This is a genomic window from Nocardioides sp. zg-1228, from assembly GCF_017086465.1.
In the GTDB taxonomy this organism is placed as follows: Bacteria; Actinomycetota; Actinomycetes; order Propionibacteriales; family Nocardioidaceae; genus Nocardioides.
This window is the reverse complement of the sequence record NZ_CP070961.1, coordinates 2,416,242-2,430,590: the sequence shown is the minus strand read 5'-3', so window position 1 is coordinate 2,430,590 and position 14,349 is coordinate 2,416,242. Positions and strand designations below refer to the sequence as shown.

The 14,349-nt window shown below is 71.6% G+C and carries 14 protein-coding genes; 13 read left to right on the top strand and 1 reads right to left on the bottom strand.

Features of this window, described 5'->3' with window-relative positions:
• Positions 1-16 precede the first annotated feature (16 nt).
• The 10 genes from ftsZ (at position 17) to JX575_RS11675 (ending at position 7,720) form a co-directional block, all read left to right on the top strand.
• Positions 17-1,261: a cell division protein FtsZ gene (gene ftsZ / locus JX575_RS11725; protein WP_186341069.1), complete on the top strand. Its 1,245-nt coding sequence runs from the start codon at positions 17-19 to the stop codon at positions 1,259-1,261.
• A 14-nt stretch (positions 1,262-1,275) separates the two neighbouring features.
• Positions 1,276-1,974: a peptidoglycan editing factor PgeF gene (pgeF, locus tag JX575_RS11720; protein ID WP_186341070.1), complete on the top strand. Its 699-nt coding sequence runs from the start codon at positions 1,276-1,278 to the stop codon at positions 1,972-1,974.
• The gene (locus tag JX575_RS11715; RefSeq protein WP_186341071.1) at positions 1,971-2,672 is read left to right on the top strand and encodes a YggS family pyridoxal phosphate-dependent enzyme; all 702 of its coding nucleotides are present in this window, start codon (positions 1,971-1,973) and stop codon (positions 2,670-2,672) included. Before pgeF ends, JX575_RS11715 begins: the two co-directional genes overlap by 4 nt.
• Positions 2,673-2,733: 61 nt before the next feature.
• Positions 2,734-3,219: a cell division protein SepF gene (gene sepF / locus JX575_RS11710; RefSeq protein ID WP_186341072.1), complete on the top strand. Its 486-nt coding sequence runs from the start codon at positions 2,734-2,736 to the stop codon at positions 3,217-3,219.
• A gap of 14 nt (positions 3,220-3,233) precedes the next feature.
• Positions 3,234-3,527: a YggT family protein gene (locus JX575_RS11705; protein WP_186341073.1), complete on the top strand. Its 294-nt coding sequence runs from the start codon at positions 3,234-3,236 to the stop codon at positions 3,525-3,527.
• A gap of 106 nt (positions 3,528-3,633) precedes the next feature.
• On the top strand, positions 3,634-4,386 hold the full coding sequence (locus JX575_RS11700; RefSeq protein ID WP_186341074.1) for a DivIVA domain-containing protein: 753 nt from the start codon (positions 3,634-3,636) through the stop codon (positions 4,384-4,386).
• Between the two features lie 164 nt (positions 4,387-4,550).
• The gene (locus JX575_RS19665; protein WP_186341075.1) at positions 4,551-5,486 is read left to right on the top strand and encodes a TraR/DksA C4-type zinc finger protein; all 936 of its coding nucleotides are present in this window, start codon (positions 4,551-4,553) and stop codon (positions 5,484-5,486) included.
• On the top strand, positions 5,459-6,097 hold the full coding sequence (gene lspA, locus JX575_RS11685) for a signal peptidase II (protein ID WP_186341076.1): 639 nt from the start codon (positions 5,459-5,461) through the stop codon (positions 6,095-6,097). The genes JX575_RS19665 and lspA overlap by 28 nt, the downstream gene beginning before the upstream one ends.
• A gap of 68 nt (positions 6,098-6,165) precedes the next feature.
• Positions 6,166-7,032 carry an RluA family pseudouridine synthase gene (locus tag JX575_RS11680; RefSeq protein WP_241005448.1) on the top strand — a complete coding sequence of 289 codons (867 nt, stop codon included), beginning with the start codon at positions 6,166-6,168 and terminating at the stop codon, positions 7,030-7,032.
• On the top strand, positions 7,022-7,720 hold the full coding sequence (locus JX575_RS11675) for a GNAT family N-acetyltransferase (RefSeq protein WP_186341078.1): 699 nt from the start codon (positions 7,022-7,024) through the stop codon (positions 7,718-7,720). Before JX575_RS11680 ends, JX575_RS11675 begins: the two co-directional genes overlap by 11 nt.
• A 104-nt stretch (positions 7,721-7,824) precedes the next feature.
• Here JX575_RS11675 and JX575_RS11670 read toward each other — a convergent pair whose 3' ends face one another.
• Positions 7,825-8,949: a ThuA domain-containing protein gene (locus tag JX575_RS11670; RefSeq protein ID WP_186341079.1), complete on the bottom strand. Its 1,125-nt coding sequence runs from the start codon at positions 8,947-8,949 to the stop codon at positions 7,825-7,827.
• A 117-nt stretch (positions 8,950-9,066) separates the two neighbouring features.
• Between JX575_RS11670 and JX575_RS11665 the strand changes: the two genes are divergently transcribed.
• From JX575_RS11665 to JX575_RS11655, 3 genes are all read left to right on the top strand, one after another.
• Positions 9,067-10,029, top strand: coding sequence for a DUF2332 domain-containing protein (locus JX575_RS11665; RefSeq protein ID WP_186341080.1), 963 nt, complete (start codon positions 9,067-9,069; stop codon positions 10,027-10,029).
• A 160-nt stretch (positions 10,030-10,189) separates the two neighbouring features.
• Entirely contained in the window at positions 10,190-13,765 is a 3,576-nt protein-coding gene (dnaE, locus tag JX575_RS11660; protein ID WP_186341081.1) for a DNA polymerase III subunit alpha, read from the top strand.
• On the top strand, positions 13,762-14,343 hold the full coding sequence (locus tag JX575_RS11655; RefSeq protein ID WP_186341082.1) for a hypothetical protein: 582 nt from the start codon (positions 13,762-13,764) through the stop codon (positions 14,341-14,343). Before dnaE ends, JX575_RS11655 begins: the two co-directional genes overlap by 4 nt.
• Positions 14,344-14,349 lie beyond the last annotated feature (6 nt).

The window sequence follows — 14,349 nt, the reverse complement described above, 5'->3', positions numbered from 1 at the left end:
GGAAGGCCCCGCAGCCGTGGCAGCAGCGCAGAACTACCTGGCGATCATCAAGGTCGTCGGCATCGGTGGCGGCGGCGTCAACGCCGTCAACCGGATGATCGAGGTCGGCCTCAAGGGCGTCGAGTTCATCGCGATCAACACCGACGCCCAGGCACTCCTCATGAGCGACGCCGACGTCAAGCTCGACATCGGCCGCGAGCTCACCCGTGGGCTCGGCGCCGGCGCCGACCCCGAGGTGGGCGCCAAGGCCGCCGAGGACCACGCCGACGAGATCGAGGAGGTCATCAAGGGCGCCGACATGGTCTTCGTGACCGCCGGCGAGGGGGGTGGCACCGGCACCGGTGGCGCGCCCGTGGTGGCCCGCATCGCCCGCTCGCTCGGTGCCCTGACGATCGGTGTCGTCACCCGGCCGTTCGCGTTCGAGGGCCGGCGTCGCGCCAACTCCGCGGAGGAGGGCATCAGCCAGCTCCGCGAGGAGGTCGACACCCTCATCGTGATCCCCAACGACCGGCTGCTCTCGATCACCGACCGCAGCGTCTCGATCCTCGACGCCTTCAAGCAGGCCGACCAGGTGCTGCTGCAGGGCGTCTCCGGCATCACCGACCTGATCACCACCCCCGGCCTGATCAACCTCGACTTCGCCGACGTGAAGTCGGTGATGGCCAACGCCGGCTCGGCGCTGATGGGCATCGGCTCGGCCCGCGGCGAGGACCGCGCGGTCGCAGCCGCCGAGATGGCTGTCTCCAGCCCGCTGCTCGAGGCGAGCATCGAGGGCGCCCACGGCGTCCTGCTGTCCATCGCCGGCGGCTCCGACCTCGGCCTGTTCGAGATCAACGAGGCCGCGGCGCTCGTCTCCCAGGCCGCCCACGCCGAGGCCAACATCATCTTCGGCGCGACCATCGACGACGCCCTCGGCGACGAGGTGCGGGTCACCGTCATCGCCGCCGGGTTCGACGGCGGGATGCCCAAGCGTCGCTCCGACGGCAACGTGCTGCGCCAGCACCAGCCCGCCCAGACGCAGGAGCAGACCCGGGCGGCTGCCCAGCAGGTCGCGACACCGGCCCGCAGCGACTCGTCCGGCGCCCCGGCTCCTGCGACGTTCGCGCCGTCGAGCTCCGACGGGCAGGCGCCGTCGGCTCCCGCCCGGCAGGCCCCGGCCCAGCAGCAGGGCCAGCCCGGTCAGCAGTCCGCCCCGTCCCGGCCGGCTCGTCAGGTGCAGTTCGACGACGACGACCTCGACGTTCCCGACTTCTTGAAGTGAGCTGACCCAGGACCGTGCCGCTGCTGCGCCATCGTGAGCGGATCGAGGGCGACCTCGTCGTCGAGGTCGCCTTCACCGACTCCTCCCTCGGCCTCGGCGACGCCGAGGAGGCTGCCGTCCGCGACGACGCGCTCGCCCGCTTCGCCGCCGCGTCGGGCGCCCGTCCCGTGCTCATGGACCAGGTGCACGGTGCCGAGGTCTCGACGGTGGACGAGTGGAAGCCCTACGACCGGCGGCCCACGGCCGACGCCCTGCTCACGTCGCGTCCCGGGCTGGCGTTGCTGGCCCGTGCCGCGGACTGCGTGCCCGTGCTGCTGGCCGACCCGGCCACCGGGTGGGTGGCGGCCGCCCACTGCGGCCGTCCCGGCCTCGCCGCGGGTGTCGTGCCCGCCACCGTCGCCCGGCTCCGCGAGGAGGGGGCCCGGCCAGCCGTCGCCTGGATCGGCCCGCACGTGTGCGGCTCGTGCTACGAGGTGCCTGCCGACCTGCAGGACGAGGTCGCTGCCGTCGTGCCCGAGGCCCGGTCCACCACGTCGTGGGGCACGCCGGCCCTCGACCTCGGTGCCGGCGTGCGTGCCCAGCTCGCGGCCGCCGGCATCCCCGACGTCCGGGTCGTCGACGCCTGCACTCGCGAGGACGCCACGTGGCCGTCCTACCGTCGCGACGGAGCGGCGGCGACCCGCTTCGCCGGCGCGATCTGGGTGGCCCGATGACGGAGCGTCGCGACGAGCTCGCCGCCCACCTCGACGTCGTACGACGTCGCATCGCGACCGCGTGCGCCGAGGCGGGGCGCCCCGAGGGCGACGTCTCGCTCGTCGTCGTCACCAAGTTCTTCCCCGCCTCCGACGTCCGGCTGCTCGCCGACCTCGGCGTCACCGACGTCGGCGAGAACCGCCACCAGGAGGCGGAGGCCAAGGCCGCCGAGTGCGCCGACCTCGGCCTGCGGTGGCACTTCATCGGTGGGCTGCAGTCCAACAAGGCGGCAGCCGTCGCCGCCTACGCTGACGTCGTCGAGTCGGTCGACCGCCCCAAGCTCGTCGCGCCCCTGGCGCGCGGCGCGACGGCCCGGGGGAGCGAGGTCGACGTGCTCCTGCAGGTCAGCCTCGACCCGCCGGGAGCCGACCACCGCTCCGGCGTCGAGCCCGCCGCCCTCGTCGACCTGGCGCAGCGCGTGGCGGACGCCGACGGGCTGCGGCTGCGCGGACTGATGGCGGTGGCGCCCCTCGGCGAGGACCCCGACGCGGCCTTCACACGCCTCGCCGAGGTCCGCGAGGCGTTCCTGCGCGAGCACCCCGCGGCGCGCGTGCTGTCCGCGGGGATGAGCGGCGACCTCGAGGCGGCGATCCGGCACGGCGCGACACACGTGCGTGTCGGCTCCGCGGTCCTCGGTCCGAGGCCCACGGTCCAGTAATGTCCACAACAGTCAAGCGGCACCCGGTCCCGGGTGCCAGGTCTAGCGGAGGAACAGTCTCATGAGCGGCGCGATGCGCAAGATCGGCGAGTACCTCGGCCTGCTCGAGGACACCGGCCACTACGACGACTACGACGGCGACACCGAGACCACGACCCACGACGCTGTCGAGCAGCGCCCGGTCACGCGCGAGCGTCGCCCTGCCCCCGTGTCCGACCTCGCCGAGCGCCGCCGTCCGGCCCCGGTCCAGACAGGAGTCGTGGCCGAGTTGAGCCGCATCACCACCCTCCACCCCCGCAACTACAACGAGGCCCGCCTGGTCGGTGAGAACTACCGCGACGGCACGCCCGTGATCATGAACCTCAGCGAGATGGACGACAACGACGCCAAGCGCCTCGTCGACTTCGCGGCCGGCCTGATCTTCGCGACCCGCGGCTCGATCGAGCGCGTGACCAACAAGGTGTTCCTGCTCTCGCCGCCCAACGTCGCGGTCTCGGCCGAGGACAAGCAGCGGATCGCCGAGGACGGGTTCTTCAACCAGAGCTGATCCATACTTCACCTGTGTACACCGTCGGTTCCATCCTCGTCGCCATCCTCTACGTCTTCATCGGCCTGCTCTGGATCCGCTTCATCGTCGACTGGGTGCAGGTCTTCGCCCGGCGCTGGGAGCCCCATGGCCCGCTGCTCGTGGCCCTCGAGGGCGTCTACTCCGCGACCGACCCGCCGATCATGGCGCTGCGCCGCGTGATCCCGCCGCTGCGGATCGGCCAGGTCGCCCTCGACCTGAGCTTCCTGCTGGTGATGGTGGCCGCATGGCTGCTGCTCAGCGTGGTGCGCACGATCTTCGGCGTCTAGAAACCATCCGTCACACGGGTCACTGTGCCCGGTGGCGGTCCGGGCGCTATTGTCTCCTGACAGCAGAGCCACCGTGATTACCGATCGTGAAAGTTTGGGTGACGTCATGCCGCTGACGCCTGAGGACGTGAGCAACAAGCGCTTTACGCCTGTCCGCCTCCGTGAGGGCTACGACATGGGCGAGGTGGACCAGTTCCTGGACGAGGTCGAGGCGGAGCTCGCCCGGCTGACCAAGGAGAACGACGACCTGCGCGCCAAGCTGTCCGCCGCGCAGGCCGGTGGTTCGTCGGCTCCCTCGTCGATGCCGTCGTTCGCGCCCGCGGCTCCCGAGCCGGAGCCCGAGCCCGAGCCGGAGCCCGAGCCGCAGCGTCCCGCTCCCGTGGCCGCTGCCGCACCGCAGCAGACGATGCGCGTCGAGACGATCGCCGACGCCTCCAACGCCGCGGCCCGCCTCCTCGAGATCGCCACGCGCAACGCCGACGAGCTCGTCGAGGACGCCAAGAACGAGGCCGACCGCATCGTCGGCGCTGCCCGCACCAAGGCCGAGCGCCTCGAGGCCGAGGCCAAGACCAAGGCCGACCGCATGGAGGCCGACGCGCGCCAGCGTTCGCAGATGCTGGACTCCGAGACCGCCGAGCGCCGCCAGCAGATGTTCGGCGACCTGGAGAAGGAGCGCGACAAGCTCAACAGCGACGTCGAGACCCTCCGCCAGTTCGAGCGCGAGTACCGCTCCCGCCTGAAGACCTACTTCTCGCAGCAGCTGGAGGCGCTCGCCCACGGCAGCGAGACGCAGGCTCCGGCCGACAGCAGCAACGCGCCCAAGCGCCTGCGTTCGGTCCTCGGCGACGACGAGAGCTGATCGCCGAGCACCAGCACGACCCGAGCACATGCGAGAACGACCGCCCCCAGGGGTGGTCGTTCTCGCATTTCGGCGAAACGGAGTTGGTCGGTTTGATCCCACCGGATAGCCTCCCTGCACCGTGTGGCTCCCGCCACACCTGACGCACGCCTGGAGGCCCTCGGATGGCTGGCAGCACGCGCAAGTCCCTGGCCGGCACGGCCGCCGCAGCAGCGAAGCGGGTGATCTCCCGCACGCGCACGACCGCCGCGCAGGAGCCGGCGGCAGCCGCAGCGAAGAAGGCCGCCGCCAGGGGGCCGGTCGCCAAGAAGGCGCCGGGCGAGAAGCCCGCCGCCACGAAGGCCCCGGCGGGCACGGCGCCGGTCACGAAGCCGCCCGCCACGAAGTCCACGGCGAAGAAGGCGCCCGCCACGAAGTCCACGGCGAAGAAGGCCCCGGCGAAGAAGGCCGCAGCGAAGAAGGCCCCGGCGAAGAAGGCCCCGGCCAAGAAGCCCGCAGCGACGAAGAGCCCGGCGAAGCAGGCCCCGGCCAGGAAGGCCCCGGCCAAGAAGGCCCCGGCCAAGAAGGCGGCCGCGACGCGGTCGGCACCTGCCGCCCCCGCACCCACGACCACGACGACGACGACGAAGGCTGCACCCGTGACGAAGGCCGCTCCGACGCCCGCCCAGAAGGCCGCCCCGGCCAAGAAGGTCCGCAAGGCGACCCCCTCGACCCTGGTGGTCCTCGAGGGCGAGAGCCCCTGGACCAGGACCGAGCTCAACGAGGTGGTCAAGGAGCTCAAGGAGCACCGTGACCGCCTGACCGCCATCGTGGGCGAATCGGAGGCGGAGCTGGCCGGGCTGATGCGCGATGCCGGCGACGGGGCCGGGCACGACCAGGCCGACGTCGGGGCGACCAGCTTCGAGCGCGACCACGAGCTCACCGTCCTCACCCGGGAGCGCGAGACGCTCGCGCAGATCGAGCGCGCCCTGGCGCACATCGACGACGGCAGCTACGGCGTGTGCGACTCCTGCGGCAACCCGGTCGGCAAGAATCGGCTGATGGCGGTGCCCCATGCCACACTGTGCATGTCATGCAAGCAGCGCGAGGAGCGTCGCTGAACTCCAGCGACCCGGCCGATCAGGCCACGGCCCGTCGTCGACGCGTCGATGCCCGCGTGCTGTTCGCGGCGGTGGCGATCACGGCCTACGCCGTCGACCTCGGCACCAAGGAGTGGGCCCTCAGCGCACTGGCCGACGGTGACATCCCGGTCCTGGGCGACTGGCTCACGCTCCACCTGACGTTCAACCCCGGTGCGGCGTTCAGCACCGGCACCGACTTCACCATCGTGTTCACCTGCCTGGCGATCGCCGCCGTCGTCGTGGTGCTGTGGCTCAGCCGCCGGATCGCGACCACCGGGTGGGCGCTGGCACTGGGGTTCCTCCTGGGCGGCGTCGCGGGCAACCTGACCGACCGCATCCTTCGCGACCCCGAGCCGTTCCACGGCCACGTCGTCGACTTCCTGATGCTGCCCAAGTGGCCGGTGTTCAACATCGCCGACGTCTGCATCAACGTCGCGGCGGGCCTGATCATCCTGCAGACCTTCCGCGGCATCGCCCTCGACGGCACCCGCGAGTCCGACGCCAGGTCCGACGCGGGGTCCGACGCCAGGTCCGACGAGGCCGAGGCCCGCCGGGAGCCCGGTCGCGAGCCGGGGCACGGGGCGACGTGACGACCCACGCCGACCAGCGCACGGTCTTCGTCCCCGACGGCCTGGCGGGCGAGCGCGTCGACGCCGCCATGGCCAGGATGTTCGGGTTCTCCCGCACCCGGGCCGCCGACCTGATCTCGCAGGGCCTCGTGCACGTCGACGGCTCCGTCGTGGGCAAGAGCGACCGGGTCGACGCCGGTGCGATGCTCGACGTGACCATCCCCGCGGAGTCCGACCCCCTCGAGGTCGTCCCGGAGGTCGTCGAGGGCATCCGGATCATCCACGACGACGACGCCATCGTCGTGATCGACAAGCCGGTCGGCGTGGCCGTGCACCCCTCGCCCGGCTGGTCGGGCCCCACCGTCGTCGGCCACCTCGCCGGCGCCGGGTTCCGCATCTCCACCAGTGGCGCCAGCGAGCGCCAGGGCATCGTGCAGCGCCTCGATGTCGGCACGAGCGGCGTGATGGTGATCTGCAAGTCCGAGCGCGCCTACTCCGTGCTCAAGAACGCGTTCCGTCGCCGCACGGTCGACAAGACCTACCACGCCCTCGTGCAGGGACACCCCGACCCGCTCTCCGGCACGGTCGACGCCCCGATCGGGCGCCACCCGCACCACGACTACAAGTTCGCCGTGATGGCCGACGGCCGCGCCAGCGTCACCCACTACGAGACGCTCGAGGCCCATCGCTTCGCCAGCCTGCTCGAGGTGCACCTGGAGACCGGGCGCACCCACCAGATCCGGGTGCACATGAGCGCGCTCAAGCACCCGTGCGTGGGCGACCTGACCTACGGCGCCGACCCGACCCTCGCCAAGCGACTGGGTCTCGAGCGGCAGTGGCTGCACGCGATGCGGCTCGGCTTCGAGCACCCCGAGACCGGCGACTACGTCACCTACGAGTCCACCTATCCCGACGACCTCGCCCACGCGCTCGAGGTCATCCGTGATGAGCGCTGACCTCACCCTGCGTCCGGTCACCCCCGACGACCTCGCCGTCGTCGCCGACCTGCACCTCGCCTCCCGTCGCGCCGCGGCGGACGCCTTTCCGCCGCCCGCGCACCCCGACCACGAGGTCCGGCAGTGGGTCGCGGGCTGGGACCTGTCGTCGTACGAGGTGTGGCTGGCCGAGCGCGACGGCGAGCCGTCCGGCTACGCGCGCTGGACGGCGACCTGGCTCGACGACCTCTACGTGCACCCCGCCCACCAGGGCCACGGCGTGGGGAGTGCGCTCTTCGAGCTCGTCGCCTCGACGCGCCCCCAGGGGTTCTGCCTGTGGGTCTTCGAGACCAACGCGCCGGCCCGGGCGTTCTACGCCCGCCACGGCTGCCTGGAGCTCGAGCGCACCGACGGCTCGGCCAACGAGGAGCGTGCGCCCGACATCCGGGTCGCCTGGCCGGGGTCGGAGCCGCTGGTCTTCCTGCGCGGGCTGATCGACGAGACCGACCTGCTCCTGGGCGACGTGCTCGCCCGTCGCACGGCGCTGACCCGGGCCGTGCAGGTGGTGAAGCCGTCGACGGAGCGCGACCCCGACCGAGAGGGGGAGATCGTGCGCCGCGTGGCAGCCGTGGTCCCGGCGCTCGGGCCCGAGCGGGTGGGGCGCATCGTCGACACGATCATCGCCGAGGCGCTCGACGCGTCCCGCTGAGCCGCCGCACGCAGGACGACCGGCCACCCCCGGGTCGGGAGTGGCCGGCCGTGCGTCGCTGCCCGGCGTGCGGGCGGGTGGTGCGAACGGGTGGTGCGGTCGGGTCAGTAGCCGACGAGTCCCGACTGCCACTCGACGAGGTCGCCGATCTTGGCGACGAGGGTCGCGTCCTGCAGGCCGTGGGCCTTTCCCTTCGCCTTCTTCAAGATGTGCGCCGCCTGAGCATGGTCGCCCTCCTCCGCAGCCGCCTCGGCGGCGGCGAGGTACTCGGCCACGTCGCGGCCGAGCTTCGCGTTGCGGTTGCCACCGTCGTCGGCGAGGTCGGCGGTGATCGCCACGACCTCCGGGAACGTCACGCAGTTGCCGCCGCCCTCGACGACGCCGGCGGTCCACTCGATGCCACCGAGCAGGTGGGCCAGGAACAGCGGGTCGGTGTAGGACGCCTCGACGTGACCGGCACCCTCGTACCAGGAGCGGCCACCCTCGAAGTTGTGGCACCAGGCGATCGGGTGGTCGGCGCCCATGGCCCCGCGACCCGGGCTGTAGGTCGACTCGTCGAGGGTGATCAGGACGTGCACGTCCTCACGCGGGTTGGCGGTGAAGTTGTACCACTCGTCGAAGCGCGACCACCGCTTGGGCAGCATCGTGGTGGAGGGGTGGGTGGGGCTCTCCACGACCATCGTCGCCTGCTGCTGCGCGGGGTGGGCGAGGAACCGCGCCGACCCGCCGGTCAGGCGGCTGAACCACGGGACGGCGTGCATCTCGTCGGTCGCCGCGTGGAGGCCGACGAAGCCGCCGCCCTGGCGGATGTAGCCCTGGAACGCCGCGAGCTCCGCGTCGTCGAGGGTGCGAGGGCTGGCCGGGTTCTGGTTGTTGGTGCCGTCCACGGGCGAGGCGAACATGATCGTGGCGTACTGGGAGAGCGCCTGGGTGCTGGTGAACGGCGTCGTGGCCATCGTCAGGTCGGGCTGGCCGGGGGAGCGCCCGATCGGCGGGTCCCAGACGTCGACGGTGAAGCCGTTGTCCTTGCCCAGCTCGATGACCGCGTTGGTGGTCTCGTCGATGTGGGAGTGGCGGAAGCCGAGGGTCTTGCCGACCACGAGCACCTTGTAGGGCTCGGCGGCGGGGGCGGCCTTCGGCTCGGCTCCGGCCGGGGCGAGCGTCGTCCCTGTCAGGAGCAGGGCGCCGGCGCACAGGCCGGTGGCGAGCAGGCTGATCGGTTTCCTCATGGTGGTCCTTCGCGCGGGGGGATTTGTTTGGGTTCCCAACAAATGGGGACAGGGGCACCGTAGTGACGTCCGTCACGTCGGTCAACGCTCCCCTCGGGGGTCCGGCATCATGGCCGCGTGCTGCTCTATGACGACGTGGTGAGCGAGTACCGCGACTTCGCGACCTACGCCGCGGGCGACTCACCGTGCTTCGAGGAGTGGGCGCTCGGGGTGTCCACGGACGAGGAGATGCTGGCCTGGCTCGGCACCCTGCCGCCGCTCAAGCGGCAGGCCAACCTCGTGTTCGCGGCCGCCCGGTGGCACGGTGCTCCCGCCCCGGCGCCGTACGCCGCCCTGCGCCGGGTGCTGCTCGAGCAGGAGCCCGAGGTGCGGGCGAGCGTCATGTCCCGGGCGACCCAGACCAACGAGGTCGGCCGGCTCGCGAGCCTCACCCCGGTCCTCGGCCTCCTCGACGGTCCGCTGGCGCTGATCGAGGTCGGGGCGAGCGCCGGGCTGTGCCTGCACCCCGACCGCTACGACTACGCCTGGCCGCCCGTGGGTGGGCTGCGGGGGAGCGGCGGCCCGGTCCTGACGGCCGCGGCCACGGGTCCGCTGCCGGTGCCCGCCCGCCACCCCGAGGTCGCCTGGCGCGGGGGCGTCGACCTCAACCCGCTCGACGTCGCCGACGCCGACGCGATGCGGTGGCTGGAGAACCTCGTCTGGCCCGAGCAGGACGAGCGCCGCGAGCGTCTTCGCGCCGCCGTGGAGGTCGCCCGCCTCGACCCGCCGGACCTGCGCCGCGGCGACCTGTTCGACCACCTTCCGGCGCTGCTCGACCGGGCCGCGACCCACGGCACCCCGGTGGTGTTCCACTCGGCCGTCATCGCCTACCTCGAGGAGCCCGACCGGCGTCGCTTCCACGAGCTGATGACCGGCCTCGTCGCGGGCGGGCGCTGCCGGTGGATCAGCAACGAGGGGCGCCACGTGCTGCCGTCGGTCACGGGCGACGCCGACGTCCCCCCGGGCCGCTTCGTGACCGCCCTGGACGGCACCCCGGTGGCCCACAGCCACGGCCACGGGCACGCGATCCACTGGCTGTGAGCGTGGCGCCCGCCACCCTCCTCGACGGGGCGAGTGTCCTGTCGGTGGGGCCGGTCAGACTGACGTAGGCTGACTGCCTTCCCCCTCTCCGCCTGGCGGTCGCCACCGACCCCGCCAGTGACACCGTCAGCGACCGAAGAAAGGTGCGGAAGTCTCCCCCATGTCGTCCGGCTCCACAGACAGCTCCACGGGCAACTTCGTGCACCTGCACGTGCACACCGAGTACTCCATGCTCGACGGCGCGTCCCTGCTCGACGGCCTGTTCGCCCGCACCAGCGACCTGGGCATGCCGGCCATCGCGATGACCGACCACGGCAACCTGCACGGCGCCTACGACTTCTACTCCAAGGCGCGCCGGCACGGCGTGAAGCCCATCATCGGCATCGAGGCCTACATCACGCCCGGCACCCAGCGCGGTGAGCGCCGGCGCGTGCGGTGGGGGCAGGGCGACCTGGCCGAGGAGGGCGGCAACGACGTCGCCGGCGGCGGCGCCTACACCCACATGACCATGTGGGCCGAGAGCACCGAGGGCATGCACAACCTCTTCCGGCTGTCGTCGCGCTCGAGCCTCGAGGGCTACTTCTACAAGCCCCGCATGGACAAGGAGATCCTCGCCGAGCACAGCAAGGGGCTGATCGTCAGCACCGGCTGCCCCAGCGGCGCGATCCAGACCCGGCTGCGCCTGGGCCAGTACGACGAGGCCGTCCGCGAGGCGGGCGAGCTGCAGGACATCTTCGGGCGCGACAACGTCTTCCTCGAGCTGATGGACCACGGCATCGACATCGAGAAGCGGGTCCGCGACGACCTGCTGCGCCTGGGCCGGGAGATGGGCATCGCACCCATCGCCACCAACGACTCCCACTACAACAACCCCGAGGACGCCGCCGCCCACGACGCCCTGATCTGCGTCGCGTCGGGCAAGCGGCTCTCCGACACCAACCGGCTCAAGTTCGACGGCGGCGGCTACTACATCAAGTCGCCGGCCGAGATGCGCGCCCTGTGGGCCGACCGCTTCGGGATGCCGGAGGCCTGCGACAACACGCTGGCGATCGCCGAGCGCTGCGACGTCGAGTTCACCGAGTCGACCGGCGGCTACATGGCCCGCGCTGACGTGCCCGAGGGCGAGACCGAGGACTCGTGGTTCCGCAAGGAGGTCTGGCGCGGCATCGAGGCGCGCTACCCCGGCGACCGCCTCGACCAGGAGGTCCGCGACCGGGTCGAGATGGAGCTCGCGATCATCTCCCAGAAGGGCTACTGCGGCTACTACCTCGTGGTCGCCGACTTCATCAACTGGGCCAAGGACAACGGCATCCGGGTCGGCCCCGGCCGCGGCTCGGGTGCGGGCTCGATCGCCGCCTACGCCCTGCGCATCACCGACCTCTGCCCGCTCGAGCACGGGCTGTTCTTCGAGCGCTTCCTCAACCCCGAGCGCCCCTCGATGCCCGACTTCGACATCGACTTCGACGACGCGCGTCGCGGCGAGGTCATCCACTACGTCAGCCAGAAGTACGGCGCCGAGCGGGTCGCGCAGATCGCGACGTTCGGCCGGCTCAAGGCGAAGGCGGCGATCAAGGACGCCGCACGCGTGCTCGACCACGGCTTCGCGATCTCCGACCGGATCACCAAGGCGCTGCCCGCCGACGTGATGGGCAAGGGCGTCCCGCTCAAGGAGATCTTCAACCCCCAGCACAAGCGCTACCACGACGGCGGCGAGTTCCGCGCGCTGCACGAGCAGGACGCCGACGTCCGCACCATCTACGAGACGGCGCTGGGCCTCGAGGGCCAGATCCGCAACTGGGGTGTGCACGCGGCCGGCGTGATCATGTCGAGCGAGCCGCTCATCGACATCGTGCCCATCATGGCCCGTCCCCAGGACGGGGCGGTGATCACGCAGTTCGACTACCCGATGTGCGAGTCGCTCGGCCTGGTCAAGATGGACTTCCTCGGCCTGTCCAACCTGCGGATCCTCGAGGACGCGCTGTCCAACATCAAGGTCAACCGCGACCTCGACGTCGTCCTGGAGGAGCTGCCCTTCGACGACCGCCCCACCTACGAGCTGATGGGCCGCGGCGACACGCTCGGCGTGTTCCAGCTCGACGGCTCCGGCATGCGCGCGCTGCTGCGCTCGATGCAGCCCGACCAGTTCGCCGACATCACCGCCGTCAGCGCCCTCTACCGCCCCGGCCCGATGGGCGCCGACTCCCACAACAAGTACGCCCGCCGCAAGAACGGCCGCGAGCCGATCGAGCCGATCCACCCGGCGCTCGCCGAGGCGCTCGAGCCGGTCCTGGGGGAGACCTACGGCCTGATCGTCTACCAGGAGCAGGTGATGGCGATCGCCCAGGTGCTCGCCGGCTTCACCCTCGGCGCCGCCGACAACCTCCGCCGGGCGATGGGCAAGAAGAAGAAGGAGGAGCTCGACAAGCAGTACGCCGGCTTCCAGGCCGGCATGCTCGAGCGCAGCTTCCCCCAGAGCGCCATCGACAAGCTCTGGGAGATCCTGCTCCCGTTCTCCGACTACGCCTTCAACAAGTCGCACTCGGCCGCCTACGGCGTCATCACCTACTGGACGGCCTACCTCAAGGCCAACTACCCCACCGAGTACATGGCCGCGCTCCTCACGTCCGTCAAGGACGACAAGGACAAGATGGCCATCTACCTCAACGAGTGCCGTCGGATGAAGATCCAGGTGCTGCCGCCCGACGTCAACGAGTCGCACGCCAACTTCACGCCGGTCGGCAACGACATCCGCTTCGGCCTGACCGCCGTGCGCAACGTCGGCAGCAACGTCGTCGACGGCATCGTGTCCGCGCGCGAGGCGAAGGGCCGCTACCTCGACTTCAACGACTTCATGGAGAAGGTCCCCGCGCTGGTGTGCAACAAGCGCGTGGTGGAGTCGCTGATCAAGGCGGGCGCCTTCGACGACATGAAGCACAAGCGCCGCGCGCTCGCCGCGGTCCACGAGACCGCGGTCGACCAGTTCGTCGACCTCAAGAAGAACGAGGCGATCGGCCAGGACTCGCTCTTCGCCGGGCTCGGCGACGGCGACGACGACGCCGGCTTCGGGGTGAGCGTGACGATCCCCGACATCGACGACTGGGACAAGCTCACCCTGCTCGGCCACGAGCGCGAGATGCTCGGCCTCTACGTCTCCGACCACCCGCTGCTCGGTCTCGAGCACGTGCTCTCCCAGGGCACCGACTGCACGATCGGGCAGCTGATGCTCGACGAGGACCGCGCCCACAACTCCACCCTCACCGTGAGCGGCCTGATCACCTCGGTCCAGCGCAAGATCACCAAGCGCGGCGACCCGTGGGCCACCATCACGCTCGAGGACCTCGACGGAGCCATCGACGTGCTGCTCTTCCCGAGCGCCTACACCCTCGCCTCGACCCTGCTCGTCGAGGACCAGATCGTCCGGATCAAGGGCCAGCTCTCCCGCGACAAGGACCAGCCGGAGCTGCGCGCCCAGGAGGTCACCGCGCCCGACCTCACCCAGGGACCCGCCGGCCCGGTCGTGATCAGCCTGCCGTCGACGCGGTGCACCCCGCCCGTGGTCGCCCAGCTGCGCGACGTGCTCGGCACCCACCCGGGCATGACCGAGGTCCAGCTGCGCCTGCTGACCCGCAGCTCGACCAAGGTGCTGCGCCTCGACGACAACCTGCGCGTCAGCCCGAGTCCGGCGTTGTTCGCCGACCTCAAGCAGCTGCTCGGCCCGGGTTGCCTGGCCGGATGAGTGACGCCACGCACGCGCCCGAGCAGTCCGGCGACGAGCCCGGGGCCGGTCCGGGACCGTCATCGCTGCGGCGCCGCCTGCTCTGGGTGCTCGTGCTGTTCGTCGGCGGCGGAGCGGCCGCCGGGGTGCTCTGGGAGCGCCTCGCGGAGCCCGCCACCGGCCTGGCCTACGAGGGCGGCTGGTACCTCGAGCCGGCCGGTCCCGACCTGTCGTTCCAGGCCGTCGCGCTCTACGTGGTGATCGCCTTCCCGCTCGGCCTCCTGCTGGCCGTGCTCGTGGGCAGGTGGCGTGGTCACGAGCGCGTCACCGTCCTGGCGGTGCTCGTGGCAGCCGGCCTGGGCGCCGCGGCGATGTACGCCGTCGGCCACGCGCTCGGTCCGCCCGACCCGCAGGCGCTGGCCGCGGGCAGCCCCGACTACACCGAGCTGCCGGCCGAGCTCGGCCTGACCGCCCCCGACCGGGACAGCGTCCCCTGGCACTCGACGGCACTGCTCGCGCTGCCCGGGGGAGCCATGCTCGGGCTGGTCGGGTCCTATCTCGGGGGCAACTGGGCCACGGCGCGGCGCGCGCGTGGGTAGGCTTCC

What these genes read in the sequence shown, in the direction of transcription:
- JX575_RS11715 (WP_186341071.1), top strand. Translation starts at nt 1,971, where the DNA reads ATGACGGAGCGTCGCGACGAGCTCGCCGCCCACCTCGACGTCGTACGA.
- sepF (WP_186341072.1), top strand. Translation starts at nt 2,734, where the DNA reads ATGAGCGGCGCGATGCGCAAGATCGGCGAGTACCTCGGCCTGCTCGAG.
- JX575_RS11700 (WP_186341074.1), top strand. Translation starts at nt 3,634, where the DNA reads ATGCCGCTGACGCCTGAGGACGTGAGCAACAAGCGCTTTACGCCTGTC.
- JX575_RS19665 (WP_186341075.1), top strand. Translation starts at nt 4,551, where the DNA reads ATGGCTGGCAGCACGCGCAAGTCCCTGGCCGGCACGGCCGCCGCAGCA.
- lspA (WP_186341076.1), top strand. Translation starts at nt 5,459, where the DNA reads ATGCAAGCAGCGCGAGGAGCGTCGCTGAACTCCAGCGACCCGGCCGAT.
- JX575_RS11680 (WP_241005448.1), top strand. Translation starts at nt 6,166, where the DNA reads ATGGCCAGGATGTTCGGGTTCTCCCGCACCCGGGCCGCCGACCTGATC.
- JX575_RS11675 (WP_186341078.1), top strand. Translation starts at nt 7,022, where the DNA reads ATGAGCGCTGACCTCACCCTGCGTCCGGTCACCCCCGACGACCTCGCC.
- JX575_RS11670 (WP_186341079.1), bottom strand. Translation starts at nt 8,949, where the DNA reads ATGAGGAAACCGATCAGCCTGCTCGCCACCGGCCTGTGCGCCGGCGCC.
- dnaE (WP_186341081.1), top strand. Translation starts at nt 10,190, where the DNA reads ATGTCGTCCGGCTCCACAGACAGCTCCACGGGCAACTTCGTGCACCTG.
- JX575_RS11655 (WP_186341082.1), top strand. Translation starts at nt 13,762, where the DNA reads ATGAGTGACGCCACGCACGCGCCCGAGCAGTCCGGCGACGAGCCCGGG.